18 protein-coding genes are annotated in these 18,072 nt (G+C 40.8%); 7 read left to right on the forward strand and 11 right to left on the reverse strand.

Annotated features, from left to right (window positions below; genetic code table 11):
• The first annotated feature begins 85 nt into the window (after nt 1–85).
• On the forward strand, nt 86–1,915 hold the full coding sequence (locus GXP67_RS22875; protein ID WP_162445257.1) for a hypothetical protein: 1,830 nt from the start codon (nt 86–88) through the stop codon (nt 1,913–1,915).
• 280 nt (nt 1,916–2,195) lie between these two features.
• Here GXP67_RS22875 and GXP67_RS22880 read toward each other — a convergent pair whose 3' ends face one another.
• The gene (locus GXP67_RS22880; RefSeq protein WP_162445258.1) at nt 2,196–2,720 is read right to left on the reverse strand and encodes an NADPH-dependent FMN reductase; all 525 of its coding nucleotides are present in this window, start codon (nt 2,718–2,720) and stop codon (nt 2,196–2,198) included.
• A 251-nt stretch (nt 2,721–2,971) separates the two neighbouring features.
• Here GXP67_RS22880 and GXP67_RS22885 point away from each other — a divergent pair, with 251 nt between their 5' ends.
• Entirely contained in the window at nt 2,972–5,263 is a 2,292-nt protein-coding gene (locus GXP67_RS22885; RefSeq protein WP_162445259.1) for a TonB-dependent receptor, read from the forward strand.
• Between the two features lie 49 nt (nt 5,264–5,312).
• Here the strand turns inward: GXP67_RS22885 and GXP67_RS22890 are convergent, their stop codons facing one another.
• The 5 genes from GXP67_RS22890 to GXP67_RS22910 all read right to left on the reverse strand — a co-directional run bounded on the left by GXP67_RS22890 (nt 5,313) and on the right by GXP67_RS22910 (nt 9,289).
• Nucleotides 5,313–5,753: a carboxymuconolactone decarboxylase family protein gene (locus tag GXP67_RS22890; RefSeq protein WP_162445260.1), complete on the reverse strand. Its 441-nt coding sequence runs from the start codon at nt 5,751–5,753 to the stop codon at nt 5,313–5,315.
• A 20-nt stretch (nt 5,754–5,773) separates the two neighbouring features.
• Nucleotides 5,774–6,232: a DoxX family protein gene (locus GXP67_RS22895; RefSeq protein WP_162445261.1), complete on the reverse strand. Its 459-nt coding sequence runs from the start codon at nt 6,230–6,232 to the stop codon at nt 5,774–5,776.
• A 31-nt stretch (nt 6,233–6,263) separates the two neighbouring features.
• Nucleotides 6,264–7,676 carry an NAD(P)/FAD-dependent oxidoreductase gene (locus GXP67_RS22900; protein WP_162445262.1) on the reverse strand — a complete coding sequence of 471 codons (1,413 nt, stop codon included), beginning with the start codon at nt 7,674–7,676 and terminating at the stop codon, nt 6,264–6,266.
• Nucleotides 7,677–7,737: 61 nt separating this feature from the next.
• The gene (locus tag GXP67_RS22905) at nt 7,738–8,322 is read right to left on the reverse strand and encodes a Crp/Fnr family transcriptional regulator (protein WP_162445263.1); all 585 of its coding nucleotides are present in this window, start codon (nt 8,320–8,322) and stop codon (nt 7,738–7,740) included.
• 154 nt (nt 8,323–8,476) lie between these two features.
• Nucleotides 8,477–9,289 (reverse strand): enoyl-ACP reductase FabI, encoded by an 813-nt coding sequence (locus GXP67_RS22910; protein ID WP_162445264.1) that lies wholly within the window; start codon nt 9,287–9,289, stop codon nt 8,477–8,479.
• 258 nt (nt 9,290–9,547) lie between these two features.
• On the opposite strand from GXP67_RS22910, the gene GXP67_RS22915 reads away from it, so the two are divergent.
• Entirely contained in the window at nt 9,548–10,066 is a 519-nt protein-coding gene (locus tag GXP67_RS22915; protein WP_162445265.1) for a hypothetical protein, read from the forward strand.
• Nucleotides 10,067–10,820: 754 nt separating this feature from the next.
• The gene (locus tag GXP67_RS22920) at nt 10,821–11,297 is read left to right on the forward strand and encodes a hypothetical protein (RefSeq protein WP_162445266.1); all 477 of its coding nucleotides are present in this window, start codon (nt 10,821–10,823) and stop codon (nt 11,295–11,297) included.
• Between the two features lie 116 nt (nt 11,298–11,413).
• On the opposite strand, the gene GXP67_RS22925 is transcribed toward GXP67_RS22920, so the two are convergent.
• Nucleotides 11,414–12,124, reverse strand: coding sequence for a DoxX family protein (locus tag GXP67_RS22925; RefSeq protein ID WP_162445267.1), 711 nt, complete (start codon nt 12,122–12,124; stop codon nt 11,414–11,416).
• A 655-nt stretch (nt 12,125–12,779) separates the two neighbouring features.
• On the opposite strand from GXP67_RS22925, the gene GXP67_RS22930 reads away from it, so the two are divergent.
• From GXP67_RS22930 to GXP67_RS22940, 3 genes are all read left to right on the forward strand, one after another.
• Nucleotides 12,780–13,190: a RidA family protein gene (locus tag GXP67_RS22930; protein ID WP_162445268.1), complete on the forward strand. Its 411-nt coding sequence runs from the start codon at nt 12,780–12,782 to the stop codon at nt 13,188–13,190.
• Between the two features lie 311 nt (nt 13,191–13,501).
• Nucleotides 13,502–14,425 (forward strand): helix-turn-helix domain-containing protein, encoded by a 924-nt coding sequence (locus GXP67_RS22935; RefSeq protein ID WP_162445269.1) that lies wholly within the window; start codon nt 13,502–13,504, stop codon nt 14,423–14,425.
• 79 nt (nt 14,426–14,504) lie between these two features.
• Complete coding sequence (locus GXP67_RS22940; RefSeq protein WP_162445270.1) at nt 14,505–14,960, forward strand: VOC family protein; 456 nt, start codon at nt 14,505–14,507, stop codon at nt 14,958–14,960.
• A gap of 208 nt (nt 14,961–15,168) precedes the next feature.
• Here GXP67_RS22940 and GXP67_RS22945 read toward each other — a convergent pair whose 3' ends face one another.
• The 4 genes from GXP67_RS22945 to GXP67_RS22960 all read right to left on the reverse strand — a co-directional run bounded on the left by GXP67_RS22945 (nt 15,169) and on the right by GXP67_RS22960 (nt 18,028).
• Entirely contained in the window at nt 15,169–15,858 is a 690-nt protein-coding gene (locus GXP67_RS22945; protein WP_162445271.1) for a 3-keto-disaccharide hydrolase, read from the reverse strand.
• 46 nt (nt 15,859–15,904) lie between these two features.
• A complete protein-coding gene (locus GXP67_RS22950) occupies nt 15,905–16,714 on the reverse strand; it encodes a sugar phosphate isomerase/epimerase family protein (protein WP_162445272.1) in 810 nt (269 codons plus the stop codon).
• A 66-nt stretch (nt 16,715–16,780) separates the two neighbouring features.
• Nucleotides 16,781–17,281: a DUF2004 domain-containing protein gene (locus GXP67_RS22955; protein WP_162445273.1), complete on the reverse strand. Its 501-nt coding sequence runs from the start codon at nt 17,279–17,281 to the stop codon at nt 16,781–16,783.
• A 48-nt stretch (nt 17,282–17,329) separates the two neighbouring features.
• Entirely contained in the window at nt 17,330–18,028 is a 699-nt protein-coding gene (locus GXP67_RS22960) for an L-ribulose-5-phosphate 4-epimerase (protein ID WP_162445274.1), read from the reverse strand.
• Nucleotides 18,029–18,072: the final 44 nt, after the last annotated feature.

Here is an 18,072-nt window from a genome sequence, read left to right on the forward strand (position 1 = left end):
AAATTTGCCTGATAGCGGCAATCTTTGTAAAGTAGCATAATACTATCTTTCCCATTCAGCAGGCAAACGTATATTTACTTTTTTTATGGTAACATTTGATGCAGATTTATCCTTTCTATACCTGGCATCGGGTGTTTCGCTGCTTGTATTGCTACTGTTAGCCTGGTTAGCCTGGAGGCGAGTCAATAAGAAACGCCTTGCCTGGCGTATGGCCGCCAGTAGTGTGGGCATGATATCTTTGATGATGCTTGCATTAAAACCACAATTCAGACAAACTGTTTTGCCACAAGAAGCCATTTTATTGACAGAAGGAACAAACCAGGATAGTTTACAATCGCTGCTTCAAACCTTTACCGGAGATGTGCCAGCTATCTTTACAACGGATAGTTCTTCTTCTCAATCATTCGCTAAGCAGGAAGTAAAATGGACACCAGATATAGCCTATTTGCGGCGGAATCATCCACAGGTAAACCGATTACATATCCTGGGTTATGGATTAAGCCATGTAGAATTAGACGCACTTGATTCTCTGCAAGCGATTCCTCACCTTTCTCTGTTAGAAGGAGGTTTTCATGCTGTACACTGGCCGCAACTAACACAAGCCGGAGAAGCTTTACACCTACAAGGAATCTATGAAAACAAAGCGGCACAGCCTGTAAAACTGGTATTAGAAGGATTCGGTCTCCGGCTGGATTCCTTGGAAATACCTGCCAGCCAGACAAAGGAATTTGATTTACAAACCTTGGTAAAAGAATCAGGTAGCTTTGTATATAGCCTCAATGTGTTCATAAATAATCGTCTGATTGCAGCAGAGAAAATACCCATTCTGGTGGAGCCGCCTTCTCTCATACGGTTTATCATTCTGGAATCATTTCCGGGATTTGAAGTAAAATTCCTGAAAACATGGCTTTCCGAAAGGCAATATACTGGTATCGTGCGTACCACCATTAGCCGGGATAAGTACCGTACCGAATACATTAACCAGGAGAAAGTAAATGCCAATACCCTGAATGCTACACTGCTGGAAACTATAGATCTTGTGATTGCAGATGAGCAGTCGGTAAGTGGGTTGAGTAGCCGAGAACAGGCAGCCTTACAACAGGCAATGGAGGAAAAAGGTGTAGGGCTGCTCATTCTCTGGAAAGAACCGCAGAACAGGAAAGGGAACTTGTTTACAAATTCATTTAAAATTAATACGCCGCCCAGGCTGGAAGAACAACCTACGAGAGTTACCTGGCCAGATATGTCATCAGGTGCAGTTTCCATTAGCGCAACAGGTGCCAGAATAGAATATAGCCCTGGAACCAGGCCAATGGTGCAGGATGAAAAAGGAGGAATCCTGGTGAGTACGCAGGTGTGGGGCAGGGGGAAAATGATGGCAAGCCTGCTAAATTCAAGCTATATGTGGGTGCTGGATGGAAAACAAACACTATATTCCAGTTATTGGTCTGCATTGCTCAGTAGCCTTGTAGCTGGCAAAGAACCGGAACAAACCTGGCAGATTGCTTCGAAAATACCATTGGTACATCATCCGCTTACATACACCTTAACAACTTATGCATCACAAACACCAGTTGGGTTGAGCGGCAATGTTTCTTTTTACTTAGCACAGGATGCATTGAATCCACAGCGATGGAAAGGCACGTTCTGGCCGGATTCAACTGGCTGGAGGGTGGTACAAACAGAAGGAGGAAATCCTTACTGGCATTATATTTATTCTTCCTCCAATTGGAAAGACCTGCAATGGAAGGAGAGGAGGGAAGCTACTTTACAATGGGCCAACCGCCAGCATATGAAACTTACAGCATCTTCAACAAGTGTCAGTCAGTTTGTTACAAAGCCTGTTTCCTCTCTTTGGTTTTTCTTACTCTTTCTGGGAAGTATGGCTTATTTGTGGATCGAGCGGAAGTTGTAATTGGTTAACTGGCCATTTATCAGTAATATATTTCATTCAGTGATATTAAGCTTCTGGAAATTTCATACAGTCCATATACTGCCTTTCCTCCTCCAGGGCCGGAGAGGCCCCGCTTTCGCATCCGTCACTCTATACAACCCGCACATGGCCAATGCTGACCCAAAGGTTGTATAAGGTGACTCCTGCAAAAGCTGTTATCAGCAAATACGCATATTAGTTTTTATTTGAATATTATTTTATTGCTGCCTAATAAATTAGGCACTATAGGCCATTGACAAATTTAGAAGGCGATCAGTTTTTGTACCTGGCTTTCCAGTAGCTGGTTATAGATAGGATTGGTAATCTGGTTATCCGTCATGTTGGCTTCGATTCTGGACAGTTTTACCCGTAAACCGATCATATCCATGCCCAGGTAGCTCAGTACATCGCTCAGGTGGCTCAGGGCAGCAGCACCACCTTGTACGCCGGAAGATAGTCCGACCAGCGCTGCTTTTTTATTATTCAACGAGCTGGGGTATTTCAGGCCGTCAATAAAAGCCTTGAGCACTCCCGGATAGGAACCATTGTATTCCGGCACTACAAATACAAATTTATCGCTTTGTTCAATGAGTTTCCGGAGTTCGTTGAATGCCGGATTTTTGCCGGAATTGCTGTATAAGGCAGTATGTGTAAAATCGGGAGGGAGGTCTCTCAAGTCGAGAATAATACTTTCTACCTGATGTCTGGCCAGGAGTTGCTGATAATGTAAAGAAATAATTTTAGAAATAGAGTTTGCCCGGTTCGTGCCGCAGATGATCGTGATCATGTAAAAGTTTCCTGAAATACCTTTTCAACTAATTTTAACACATAACAGCACAGACGTCATTTAGGTTTACACTCGTATTTAACCTATGCTGTGTAGCTTATTGCGACTACAAAAGTAAAACTCCCGGCAAAATAGAATGTGTTTTTAAATAGATAGCGATTAAAACAAACTTTATTTTTAATCTATTACTCCACAACAAACGTAATTTATTTAGATTCGCTTTTTAAGCTACCACCTTTTTGATTTGTTACATGAAAAAATATACTTTTCTGTTCCTTGGATTTCTTTATTTGTGTTTCAATGTACATGCGCAGACTATTATTACCGGAAAAGTACTAGATGCACAAACGCAAGAACCAGTAGAAGCAGCACAATTATATACACCTAATTTGATTTTACTGGGAACGACCAATGCCGAAGGTAATTTTGAGATCCGGACAGATACGCTTATCTCATCATTTACGGTAAATAGCCTGGGATATACACCGCAAACTATACAGATTAAGGCAGGCCAAACATATATAGAAATCCGTTTACAAGAATCTATTCGTACGCTGAATGAAGTAGTGGTGACCGGCTACGAAACCAACCGCAAGTTAATAGAGACAGCTGGTTCTATAGCCTTACTTTCCAATGTAGACCTGCAACGATTCAGCAATACTTCCCTGCTTCCGGCGGTTAATACGGTTCCTGGGGTGCGGATGGAAGAACGTTCGCCGGGAAGTTACCGCCTTTCGATCCGGGGAAGCCTCATCCGGGCTCCGTTTGGGGTGCGGAATGTAAAAGTATACTGGAACGATATTCCTTTTACCGACCCTGGCGGCAATACCTATCTGAACCTGATGGATTTTAATGCCATTCAGAATATGGAAATCATCAAAGGTCCAGCCGGAAGTATTTACGGCGCCGGTACTGGGGGAACGGTATTGCTGCAAAGTTTGGCAAAAGGAGAAAATAAGCCTGGTGTGCAGGTTTCTGGTATTGTGGGATCTTACGGGTTAAAAGGATTGCAAACGCTGGTGCAAACGGATGGAGATACACCATTAGTGGCCGGATATTCCCGTTTAGAGTCAGATGGGTATAGAGAGCAGAGTGCCATGCGCAGAGATATGTTTCATTTTTATTACCAGCCGTTCAAAAGCGAAAAAAGAACGATACAGGTAAGCGGATTTTATTCAGATTTGTACTACCAGACCCCAGGCGGCCTCACCAGGGCACAATTTCAGCAGAATCCCAGGCTTTCCAGACCGGCAGCCGGCCCGAACCGGAGCAGTATTGAACAGAAAGCGGCTATTTATAATAAAACTTTTTTTGTAGGTGCTTCCCAGCAATATACCTTTAACAGCAAATTCAGCAATAGTACTTCTATCTATGCTACCTCCGGAAAATTTGAAAATCCATTTATTTCCAATTATGAACGCAGAGCCGAACAAGGATTTGGCGGCCGTACCAAATTTGCTTATGTACAAGACTTAGGAAATACTACTATCAAATATACGGCTGGCGCCGAATTCCAGACCTATTTTGCCTCCGACCGGGTATATGGAAATAACCTGGGGCAACCAGATACCCTGCAATTCGACGATGAAATTGGTGCTACCCAGTATTTTATTTTTGCCCAGGCTGAACTGGAATTGCCCCATGATATTGTATTGACCGCCGGAGCAAGTTACAACCGACTTACATATAATCTGCTTCGGTTATCCGGAGTGCCGCCATTTCAGCAGCAGGACCGTAAGTTCAGCCCGGTGGTTTCTCCCAGAATCGCCCTGCTCAAAAACTGGCACGACCGTTTTGCGCTACATGGAAGTATTGGGTTTGGCTATTCACCACCAGCAATTACAGAAGTCCGTCCTTCTGAAGCTACTTTTAATACTGGCCTGAAACCTGAAATTGGCGTGAATTATGAACTTGGCTTCCGGGGAAGTTTGCTGCAAAACAGGTATTCTTTTGATCTTACTGGTTTCTCCTTGCAACTCCGGGAAACGATCGTACGCCGGTCTACAGATAGCGGAGCGGAGTATTTTATAAATGCTGGCGCTACTTCACAAAAAGGAATTGAACTGGCCAACTCATTTGCACTGGTAAACAATCCGGCACAAATTATTTCCGGCGTTCGGCTGCTACTGAATTATACGTTTAATGATTTCAAATACAAAAACTATCAGCAAAATACCACTGATTTTTCAGGAAAAAAGATTGCCGGTGTAGCCCCAAATATAGTAGTAGCAGGTATTGACGTACAATCTAAACCTGGGTTTTATGCCAATATCACTTATACTTATACCGATATCATTCCGCTCAACGATGCCAATTCCGAGAATGCTGTAGATTATACCTTACTCAGTGGCCGCATTGGCTGGAAAAAGCAGTTCAATCTGGTCGAATTACAGGCTTATGCCGGTATAGATAATGCATTAAATACCCGCTACAGTCTGGGAAATGACCTGAATGCCTTTGGAAACAGATTTTTCAATCCGGCGGCTGACCGGAATTATTATGGAGGAGTATCAGTGAAATACCTGTTTAAAGCCAGAGACTGAAAATATAATATTATTAATTTTCCATGCAGCAAGATTATACTGCTTAGGGTTAATCCAGTGGCGGCATCATGTGTGTGCTGATTGCAATACGGTTCCAGGCATTAATTCCAATAATCGCCATAATAATTTGTGCTAAACTCACTTCATCTAATAATCTGGCAGCATTGGCATAAGTTTCATCGGAAACTTTCTGATGAATAAGCGTAATCTCTTCGGTAAGCGCTAAAATGGCCCGTTCAACTTCAGTAAAATAAGGTGTTTCACGCCAGGCATTAAGGGCATAAATCCGTTGTTCGGTTTCGCCTAATACCCTGGCTTCTTTGGTGTGCATGTCGATACAAAATGCACACCCATTGATCTGGGAAGCTCTGATTTTAATCAGATGTTTTTGAATGGGTGTCAGTTTAGTTCTGCTCAGGTATTTTTCAAAGGAGAACATCGTTTCGTAGGCTTTTGGCTCTACTTCTTTCATTACTATTCGAGAGTTCATGGTGTGTAAGAGCATACAGGTTAAGAAAATATTTTACTTTTTTTGGCGGTAAGCAGAGAATCAATGCTGTAAGAATAGGCTGGAAATGCAGCTAATAACAGCGAACCGGCACTCACGGCAAATACTGAATAATTCAAAGGGGCCCTGATACCTAAGGTGAGAGCCATAGATAAGGCAAACAGCAGCGTTAGCACAAAACTGCCTAAAGCCATAAGTCTTGTCTGATATCCGACCATCAGCAATACGCCAAACAGCACTTCAGCAATCGTTGCCATCCAGCCCATTATATCAGATAGCGGCCTGCTCAGAAAGGGAAGTAACACATAGGTATAATCCAGAAAATTGTTCCAGTTTCCCCAGGCTACATTGTTTTCTCCCGGAGCGCCTAACCAGCCAAACCGGTCTAGTACCGCGTTCAAAAATCCGATTCCCAGGGCAAGACGCAAATACAACTGGGCATGTGTGGCGTAAGACTTCATAGTGTATACATTTAGGATAGATGGATTTAATTTAAACAGATTCTTTGTGGTTGGCCGGCTTAAAAATCATCCGGAGCGCCTGGTCTCTGGTGAGATAGGCAACTACCCATCCATAGAGAGTTTTTATCTTATTATTATAGTTGACCAGAGAAACCAGGTGAATAAACAGCCAGCTGAGCAGTCCTAGAAAACCATTCAGATGCAGTTTATGCTTAAACAGGTCGGCTACAGCATGGTGACGGCCAACGATTGCCATATCGCCCCGGTCAAAATAGTGAAAGGGTTTTAATTTTTTGTTTTTTGACATAGCTTTTAAATTTCTGGCCAGGGTAGTTCCCTGCTGAATAGCGACCTGTGCCAGCTGCGGATGCCCTTTCGGATATACCGGGTCAGTTTGTTGAATGCTGATGTCACCAATGGCATATACATTTTTGAGGCCTTTTATCTGGTTAAATTCGTCGGTAACAATCCGTTTTCCTGCGCCAAGGCTGGTTTCCGGAATACCTTCAAACGTATGAGCTGTAATACCAGCCGCCCATATCAATGTTTTTGATTCCATAACTTCGCCATCGGAAAACTGTACCTGGTCGTTCTCAAAATTTACCACCCGTGTATTCAGCTTTACCCTGACACCTAATTCAACCAGCGCTTCGTAGGTTTCTGTATGGGTTTTTTCACTCATGGGTGCCAGCAAGTGAGGCATTGCATCCACAATTATAATTTGTCCTCCGGCTCCGGCTAGTTCCGGATACTCCTTTGTCAGAATAAAGTTTTTCATTTCAGCCAGCATACCGGCCACTTCCACACCTGTAGGACCACCACCTACTACAACCATAGTCAGGAGTTTTTTGCGTTCGATGGGATCTTTTTCAATGGCGGCTTTTTCCAGGGTTTTAATCAGTTCATTTCGCATATAAATGGCATCATCCATTCCTTTCAGGGAAATGGCATTTTTCTCAATGGTTTCATTTCCGAAAAAATTAGTTTTAGCCCCGGCCGCCAGTACAAGATAATCATACTGTAGTTCACCGTCACTTAACTGAATTGTCTGGCTTTGGGGATTTATACGAACCAGTTCAGCCATCCGGAAAGTGATTCCCTTATTGCGGAACAGTTTACGGAACGGATAACTGATGCTGGCAGGTTCCAGAAAACCGGTAGCCACCTGATAGAGCAGCGGATTGAAAAAATTATAGTTATTTTTATCTACCAGCGTAATGCGGTAATGGGTGTTCTTATATAAATGCTGGATCAGATTTAAACCGGCAAACCCTCCGCCTACGATCACAATATGTTTTTTAGAAGTAGGTGACGGTACTTTATTGAGTTGTTGTACAGATGATTCAGTAACAGCCAAAGTATTTTTCCGGACAGGTTCTGGCGAAAGCAAAGTTTCTTCCTGCGCCAGAAAATTTATAAAAGAGGGGAATGTTAGCGTTTTCATGATACCTTTTGTTGGTCATAACAAAGGTCATCAATCCGTCAGACTTTTCTCTTAAACTACTTTAAGAAACGCTTCGCCTGTTTTTAGCCCGCAGCATACTCAGAAATTCAGGGGTAAAACCCAGAAAAGAAGCCAGCATATATTGCGGAATCCGCTGCACAAAATCCGGAAAATTTTTACTGAACTGCTGATACCTTGCCTCTGCAGATTCACTCAGAAACAATTCCATTTTCCGCAAAGCAGCTGTATAAGCCCGTTGCATCATCAGCCGGAAATAGCGCTCCAGCTTAGGAATTTTGTGAAATAATTCCTCATATACCTCGCTGGAAATTACAACTACTTGTGAATCTTCTACGGCCTGTATATAATAGGGAGAAGGAACTCTGTTTTCAAAACTACGGTAATCGCTGATCCACCAGTTTTCTATGCCGAATTGTAAAATCTGTTCTGCCCCACTATCAGTGACTGAGTACAAACGGAAACAGCCTTCCAGCACAAAATACATCCCTGAGCAGACCTGTCCTTCTTTTAAGAGAAAGTCTTTTCTGGAAATGGTGGTTACCTGTAAATAGGATTGGAGTATATCCTGCTCTGTTATATCCAGATGTACAAATTTTGACAGGTGATCGAGCAGTTGTTTACACATAGGGTGCTAATATATTGAAGTGGAAATTTATACATTTCATGCGTAAGAAAACTTTTAAATTGATTCTTCCATTATAATTTGAATTTTGTACACATAAAAAATGCATTTCCGGGGAGAAATGCATTTGAAATCAAATTAGGATATTAAATACAAACTATTGTCTCATTTTCTCTACAATCTCTTCCGAAATACCAGAGGAGGAAAAACCTCCATCGTGATACAGGTTTTGCATGGTCACTTTGCGGGTGAGATCAGAGAAGAGACTAATTACATAGTCGGCACATTCTTCGGCAGAGGCATTACCCAGGGGAGACATTTTATCGGCATAGTCAAAGAAAGCATCAAAGCCGCCAACACCAGTACCTGCTGTTGTTTTGGTGGGGGACTGGGATACGGTATTAACCCGTACTTTTTTCAGTTTGCCATAGCGGTAGCCATAACTGCGGGCAATGGATTCGAGCACTGCTTTTGCCTGGGCCATATCCGAATAATCGGGAAACGTACGTTGAGACGCAATATAGGATAAGCCTACTACCGAACCATATTCATTGATAGCATCCAGTTTTTCAGCCACCTGCAGCATTTTATGAAAAGACAAGGCAGAAATATCCAGGCTTTTGAGGAACCATTCATAATTTAAATCACCATAGGAGCGGCCTTTCCGCACATTCGGACTCATGCCAATGGAGTGGAGCACAAAATCTACTTTTCCGCCCAGCACTTCCATCGAGCGTGTGTATAATTTTTCGATATCCTCTACCAAGGTTGCATCCGCCGGAATGATTTCGGCCCCACACGCTTCAGCCAGTTTATTGATCTGACCCATCCGCATAGCGATAGGCGCATTGGTGAGGGTAAATGTAGCACCTTCTTCTTTTGCTTTCAGAGCGATTTTCCAGGCAATAGATTTTTCATCCAGGGCGCCGGAAATAATACCTTTTTTTCCTTGTAATAAATTATAAGCCATTTATCAGGTGTGTTTAGGGTTAAAAAATTTAAAGTTATAAGTTTCCCTGAAAAAAGCAGACAAAGGCTTAAATTTTCAGAACAGCTTTGGTTTCCTACCGGGATCATTTAGCAGGCAGACATGAGCTGTATGGAAGCATGTACCAGGTTTTTCAGCTCAACAATATATCTGACTTATAAAGAGTTTGTTACCTCCTTAACTATATCTGTATAAAAGTGGAAGATACCTGTGTTCATCTACTCAATTCCACAATATTCTATGAAAAATTTTCTTGCCCTTGTTTGTATCATATTTCTATCTGGCACAAGCGGAATTTGCGCAGATTCAACTGCCACAGCCTTCCGGAAGAATATTATCTTTCTGGAAGCAGGCGGCAAAGGTCCGGTGTATTCTTTAAACTATGAGCGCATTTTCCGGCAGGGGAAGAAACTTTCGTATAGTTACCGGCTCGGCTTTTCGATATTACGGGAAGATTTCTCTGTGCCTGTGGCTTTTACAGCTTTTACAAGTCCCGGAAGCCATCACCTGGAACTAAGCCTGGGACTTACGCCGGAAGTGCATAAGTACCGCACTTTTCTCAGTGGCGACAACCTGTCTGATAAATACCTGTACATTACGCCAGGTATTGGCTACCGTTACCAGAAACGGGAGGGCAGACTAATGGTTTCGGCTGGTGTATCGCCCCTTATCTTTTTCGATCCGCCTTCTGATGATGTATTTAATGTGAAACCGGAATTTAAGCCTTCTGCCCAGCTTGCCCTCGGATTCTGCTTTTAATATAGGTTTTTAAGTCAATAAAATTTTTGTTTAAGGCACCCTCACAAGTGCCTTTTTTTGTAAATCTCCGCGGTAAAACTACTTCGGATGTGCCGCTTGGTTTTCAGATACATACACATAAAGCAGTTAATTCACTGTATCCACATGACTAAGGCTTTCTAAAAATATACTCATAAAGGGACAAGCGCATACCATAGCGGCAATACAATAACACGACAAGCAAAGTGCAATCTTGTATTCAAAAAATACCGAAAATATACTACACCCTACTACAAAACTTTTGTATATTTAATAATTAGCTGCAAGCAACATCGAATGGTAAAATCCCACCGAATATTGACACTTGTTTTGTTGTTCGGATTTTCCTCTTGGGACAGGTCAGCTTAACAAGTAAAGTATTTTACAGACACCTGTTGATAGTTCATAGTTCAACGGCCAGAAGTAGAGCGCAGAAATCAAATACGCTTCACTTTATACAAAAAGCTATTTAATGAAACGAAAATAGTTGTATTTTTTGAATAATAACCGCCTGTAGCCAGCACAGGCTTTTCCGGAACCCAAGCAGACGAATCAACTTGGTGCTATGTTCATTCGAATCGGCTTTAGCTTGGGCAGATGAGTTAATAACATTTGACTAGATTCAACATTTGTAATTTTAATGGGCTGACGTAAACGGACGACAGTAGTCATGATCTCCGCCTGCACAAAGCCCTCAACGTTGGCTGCTATTTCAAAACATCAAAACCACCTTCTTATGAGAAATTTATTCATGAATTTTTCTAATATAATTCTTGTAGTACTACTTTTTATGCACAGCCTAAAAGCTCAAGATACCCAAAAAAAATTGTCCGATAAATTAAATATCGTACATGCATATGTAGGCCTTATAGAATACAATGTTAATTATGAACGAAATATATTTCTGCGCCCAAAATCATCAAGCAATCTGCGATTAGGTGTTGGTCATGGAATGTTTCTTGTTGCCGGAGAGGGGTATTATATGAATGGTGCGTTTGTTCATTTATTTGGAGCTAAGAATTCTCATTTTGAGATTAATGCCGGCGTGAAATACATGCTGACAAACAGTATCTCAGACCCTCCATTTTCAGACCAGCTATTACCCGATATTTTTCTAGGTTACCGGTTTCAAAAACCTACAGGAGGTTTGATTTTCCGGGCAGGAATCAATTATCTGACACTCCTAAACATAGGAATTGGCTACGCATTTTAAAATGATTACGAATCAACAATTAAAAAGTAACTGATTTCAACTCGCTTGTGAAAGCCAGCCGCCAAGCGTGCATTTGCAATAGCATGAGTGACAGAATACATGTATACTACAAAACTTTATTTTGCTTTATTATACCCGCTCAGGCACTCACGAAATGGTTTGCCCTGATTATAAATGCAATCACAAAATTCTTCGCAGGCTTTTGGACTACGATTGCCACCACATCCATTTCTGCATTCCAATTCGGAATTACCAGGCCTGATGTCGTATAGAAAATGGTTGATAACTACTACGGCAGCTATGATCGCTACAACACACCCGAAAAACACGAACGGAAATTTACTGCTCCATTGTTTTTTCCTTGCTGCGGAATCATCTTGTTTAATTTGTTTGAATGGCAAAATAAATTGTATCCGGTTGTAGTGCCAGCATAATAAGTATAAATTGGCCAGCACCATTAATGTTGTGATACGGGTGCCTTCAAACCGGACTGCATATGCCAGGATACAAATATTGAGGATAATGGGGAAAGACATTAATGCCCCCAGAAGAGCCGTTCTCGGAATAAGCAACAAAAGCGCAATTAGCAACTGCGAAATACCGATAAAGGTGTAGTAGAATTCTGTGTAATAGAGTGCTTCCAAATAGTGCCCCAGCGGATGATTAACGGATAAGCCACTGGCAAACTGTTCTCCCATAATTTTTACATATCCTGATGGAATAAAGCCCAGAGCCAGCACAATACGACAGAAAATGGCAAAATAATGAAACCATTTGTTGCTCTTGGCTTCATTATACATCCGGGTAAGCTTGCCAGAAATATTCATAGAATAAAAGTTAAGTTATTGGCCACCAATAGCTTTGTATCCCATCTGTTTTCCTTCCGTCAAATCGTTAATAAGTATTTGTAAAGTACTTTGAATTACAAAGTAAATAAAAATAAATTATAATTAGTGCAGGAAGAGAATATTTTTAATTTGACACTTTACCTTGTAAAACACAAGCAACCTGAAACGGTAGCGTTCATTATATGGGAAGGCTGTATATAATTGAAAGCTCGAGGAAATGAAAATAAGTATTATTTACTTATTGCTGGTAATATTGATTTTGATCACGTGAACCAATAACAAAAAGGGGTGGAAATTACTATACCAATATCAGCACTGAAAATTAGACAATGACAAGCAGCTATTCCTAAGTGAACGGGCTGAAAATGTATTACGAAATGTACGGTCAGGGAAGCCTGATCGTTTTAATTCACGGTGGTGGTTCAACCATTTAAATTTTGAATGAAAAGCTTTTAAACAAGCAGAAAACTAAATAAAAAATCGCAGGCAAGGGCGATTCTAAATACAAATGTGGATTTAGCTTTCAGAAATCAACATTTGTTTTGGCCAGTGAATAACAAATACTGCCACAATATCAAGCTCTATCCGTTAACAATTATTGTATAAACAACTTCCATAACTAAATAAACAAGCGATGAACAACCAGATCGAATTTATTAACCCCGACGAGTTACTTAAAAACCCTGCATTTTCTCAGATTGCCATTACAAAAGGAAATGGCCATACAATTTACATTGGCGGGCAAAATGCTATAACGAAAGACCTGGAAATAATTGGAAAAGGTGATATTGCCTTACAAACTGAGTACGCATTAAAGAACATAGAAACTGCTCTGAAGTCCTGCGGTGCAACTTTAGACGACCTGTTTAAATTGACAATTTATATTGTACAAGGTCAGGATCTACGAAAAGGTTTTGAAGGCGCACAGAGTTTTATAAAAAAATTAAAAAATCCGCCTGTTATTTCCGGAATTGTGGTGGCAGGTTTGGCTAACCCCGATTATTTAGTGGAAATTGAAGCGGTTGCCTTCAAAAGAGAAAAGTAAATATAGAAAAGTAAGCCATGCGAACGGAGCAACTTTTAACTAAGCCTTATATCTAAATCTGATAATACTTTTTCACATTCAGCATGTGCTGAACGGCTCCAGGCGGAGAAGCGAAAGTATAGATTTACCACTAGAGAAAATACTTTAAGAACTGAATAAGAAGCAACTAATTGCTACCGGGATATTTGTCTAATGGCCAACAGGTGTCTATTGCTGCCATATCGCTAGTACATAATTCCATAGCAGTAGTTTTACAGAACTCTCAATTCCCGTAATACCTAAAATATTTGAATCAGTTTTGACGACTACATATGCCTCACCAGACATTAGATAGCAAAAATATTGACACACTCCGCAATATTCCTGACCTTATCCCAGTATACCGTGAATATTATGAAGATTGGAACATTCGTGTATTTGACAGGAAAAAGCACGAATGCAGAAACTACGTATCTCCTAACAGGCGAGAATTTTTTAAAATACTTTTGATCACCGAAGGCATTGGTGTTTTTACAATCGGATTAAATACTTATTATATTGAAAAGCCGGCTATCTTATTTATCCATCCAAATGATATCATTTCCTGGAAGAATCTTTCCGAAAAAAACAGGGGTTTTTATTGCTTATTTAAAAAAGCATTCCTGAACGAACATACGCAACTAAAAACAGCTATTGATAAGTACGATTTATTTACAGATAAAGCTAAAAGCATTATCTCGTTAAATGAGGTTGAAGCATCCAGGTTAGAATCTATTTTTATTAAGCTCTATGAAGAAGAGTTGTCAGGAAACAAATTCAGCGAAGATTCGATGCAGGCTTATGTACAGGTATTATTGATTGAAAGCATCAAAATTGGCAACTATCCCAAACCAGATAATGTATCGGATGAATACAAATACATTCACCAGTTTTTTCAACTGCTGGAACGGGAAACAACTAATATTAATTATACCACACCCATTCGTATCAAAACAGCAAAAGAATTTGCAGCCAGTTTATCGGTTCATCCCAATTATTTAAATGCATTGCTTAAAAAGCATACGGGACAAAATGTAAGTACGCATATTCGCAGCCGCTTGCTTGAAGAAACCAAAATTTTGCTGGTTCAAACGGATTGGAGTTTACAGGAAATCGGCTATAGTATTGGCTTTGCTGACCAACCTAATTTTAATTTGTTTTTCAAGAAAAACACTGGTATTACTCCTTCTGAATTCAGGAAAAGCTACCATCTTTGATATTCATAAGATATCCTTTGCTTTCAATATCAGTCCGCCATCAAACTGTTTTCATCTTTGTATCCTAAAGCAAAATAAAATGAAAACAGTAGTAAACATCCCGGCAGTTAACAGCAACAGCAAATTTTCAAGCATGAAAGGCAGCCATGTAGCCATGAGAGTACCTGACTTTGAAGCAAGCAAAAAATGGTTTACTGAAAAACTTGATTTTCGGGTTATTCACGAATGGCCTTTTGGCGATCTTAAACTTGCCTATTTAGCACCAGCCACAGACGATAATTTTTGGGTCGAACTTCTTGCAGGCGGTACTCCGGATAAACAACCTGATTACAGCGACCTTAATGAGAGCCTTCATCAAGCGGGTTATCATCATTTTTGTATAAACGTTAACAGCGTTGATGAGACACTGGCTGAATTGCGTAAAAGAGAAGTTACCATTGTAGGCGAACCGTTTGACATTGAAATAATCGGCCGCCGCCTTGCTTTTTTTGCAGATCCCTGGGGAAACCTTATCGAACTTGCGCAAGTTTTGTAATTAAATCACCGCTATCTTCAGAGAGACAATCGCCAGGCTTATAGCGGTTGTCTTTTTAATAACACTTGGTAAGTAGACGACCAAAGCCGCCACTAACATTTATATTGCTCTCAGCAGGGCTTGATGTTGAAACATCAGATATTTGTATCTATGTATTTTGTTTGGTCTGACGAATTTCTATTTCCACACATTGTAAATACCCAATCATTTATAACTCTCTAATTTTAATATTCCGGAAGTAGATAGGGGCACCGGCATGTTTTCCCTGAAAACCAATATGTCCATGGGTAGGTAGTTCGGCTAAGGGTTTGTTGAGCCAGGCAGGAATTTCTGAGCCATCCGGATTAGTTTTGGCAGAGGTCCATTTGCTCATATCTATCTGGTTCACCTGCTCGCCATTAAGTAAGATATAGATCATTTTATCCTGGCATGTAATCGTATAGCGGTTCCATTCGCCTGGTTTTTTAACCACTTTATTTTTTGTTGCTCCCTGATGTCCAAAGGCAGCGCCACATTGCCAGCTAGCCGGAGACTTTGCCCATTGTTCGGCATAATCATCAGCAATCTGAATTTCTATGGAGTTGGGAATCCAGTTGGAAGTGTCACTGGCATACACAATAACGCCGCTGTTGGTGCCAGGTGCCGTTTTGAATTCAAGGTCCAGAATAAAATTATCATACGGTTTCGCCGACCAGATGGCCTGGTCTTCTGAAGCAGTAAGTACCCCATTTTCTACAGTCCATATTCCTTTCGGATAGGCCGCATTGGAAAGATCAGTTGTAAATAAATCGACCCATCCCTTCTGGGAGGTATTGGGATGCTTTTTTGGAGGAACTTGGGCAAAGCAGGAAAAAGTGATGCTTGTAAGAATGAAAGCAAGTAGAAAGTATTTTTTCATAGAAAAAGGAATTAGGATGGCTGAATATACTCAGAAAGAATAATTATTAGGAAATAATAGGCTTCAAATACCGGATGCTTTCTTCTGCCCAGCGGTTTTCTTTTTCAATGATAGCCAGAATATTTTCTTCCGGCGGCGTCCATAACTCTAAAATAGCACTCTGGCATTTATTATACGGAGCCAGTTTTTCCAGCAGCCATTCAGTGCGGAGCATTCCTTTTCCAGCCGGGCGGCCTTCCACTACGAATCCCATCATATGATACACCCGTTGCACCTGAAAATCTTTTACATGCAGGTTTACCGTATAGGGAGCCAGTATATCAACCACTGTTTCTATACCTTCACCAGCGCCCATCGAATTCACCGAATCCAGGCAGATGCCTACCTGTTCTGTACCTAGTTTTTCTATAATGGATGCAAACGTTCGGGCGGTGAAACGGTCGTGGTTTTCAATGGCGAGTATAATATTACTTTGTTTCAGGTCTGGAATCAAGTCTTCGATCCGGTCAATTATTTCCTGGGGCGAAGGATGAAAGCCTGGGCCATCTACCACAATGCGCAAAAAAGGGGAACCGAGTTGTTTGGCAATGGCGATATATTGCAGCACAAGTTCTGGAAATAAACCCCGCATACCAATTTCTGTAAAAATTCCCTGATTCTGGGCAAAAGCCCCTAACTCACGCAAAGCTGAGTCAGCAAATGTATGTAAGGGTAGGTTATCAGCAAATTGTACGCAATATACACCTAAATCTATGGCTTTTTGAAGCAAAGCTTTGGCATCCATACGTTTTTTCGGCTCTTTGCCAGGTACGCCAATCGCCCAGGTATAGGTATAGGTACTAATGCCAAGTCTCATGTAGGAATTGAAAAGATTGTTTATGGAGGGCAGTATGTAGATACAGAATTAAATTTACGGAGCCTTTCAACTTTCGACTATTATCTTTTTAATCTGTTTGTCTTTTGAAATACTGACTACCAATAACTCATCAGTTAAATCTTCACTAATGGTATAATCGAATATAGCTAAGGTTTCGTCTTCCTTATCTGCATATAAGCCTATTCTTGATAAATAAATAGCCGATAAAATCTGGTCTTGCTTTTTGAGTTTTTTGTCGACATTGAGTAGTAATTCATCCATTTCATCTGTTTCTATTTCATCCTTAACAATTTGTATATAAGAATGAGTAAATCCTTTTTCCTTTAGGTCCTTTTTCAATGCTAAACTGATAGAGATTTCATATTCACTTAAATTATTTAAGAAATTGTCAACTAGTTCAAATGTTGCGGCATCTGTCTGTTTAGGCTTATCTATGTACAAATCTATAGAAACAATTCTGCCTTTATATTCGATTTCTGACTCATACCATTCTTCTGCTTTTTCTAAGTCAATCTCCCCAAAATATCTAGAACTATATGTGTGCATAAGTTTAATTTTTACATAAATCCGTTTTCTTTTCCTTTAAATAGAGAACTAATAACTTTGCCCATAATATGCATTTTTGCCATGCTTGCGCTGATAATGTTTGTCAATGAGCGTATCCTTAATAGTGGGGGTAAGCGGATTAATTTGCAGGGTTAAGTAAGCCATTTTGGCGAGTTCTTCCAGAATCACACTGTTGTAAATGGCTTTTTGTGCATTCTTTCCCCACGTAAACGGCCCATGACAAGCTACCAGTACCATCTCTACTTCCTCATAAGATACATTTTTAAACACTTCCAGAATCTGGTTTCCGGTTTCTGTTTCATAATCGCCTTTGATCATTTCATCTGTCATCACCCCGGTGCAGGGAATATTGCTTACCAGATGGTCGGCATGGGTAGTGCCGAGATTGGGAATAGGACGCATAGCTTGTGCCCAGGCAGCAGCATAGGTGGAGTGTGTATGCACAATGCTTCCAATCCTGGGAAAGTGATTGTAAAGCAATATATGCGTTTTAGTATCAGAAGAAGGCCGCATATGCCCCAACACGATATGTCCCTGCATATCTACAATCACCATATCTTCCGGACGGAGTTCTTCATAGGGTACACCGCTGGGTTTAATGGCAACTACGCCTTTGTGCCGGTCCACAATGCTGACATTTCCAAAAGTATAGAGCACCAGTTTTTTTTCCGGCAGAAGCATATTCGCCTCAAAACATTCTTCCTGTAAGGTGACATATAGGCTCATTTTCTCAAATCTTTAGATACTAGTCATTTGTCTTTTAGGCAATA

The sequence above is a fragment of the Rhodocytophaga rosea genome (genome assembly GCF_010119975.1).
GTDB lineage: Bacteria > Bacteroidota > Bacteroidia > Cytophagales > 172606-1 > Rhodocytophaga > Rhodocytophaga rosea.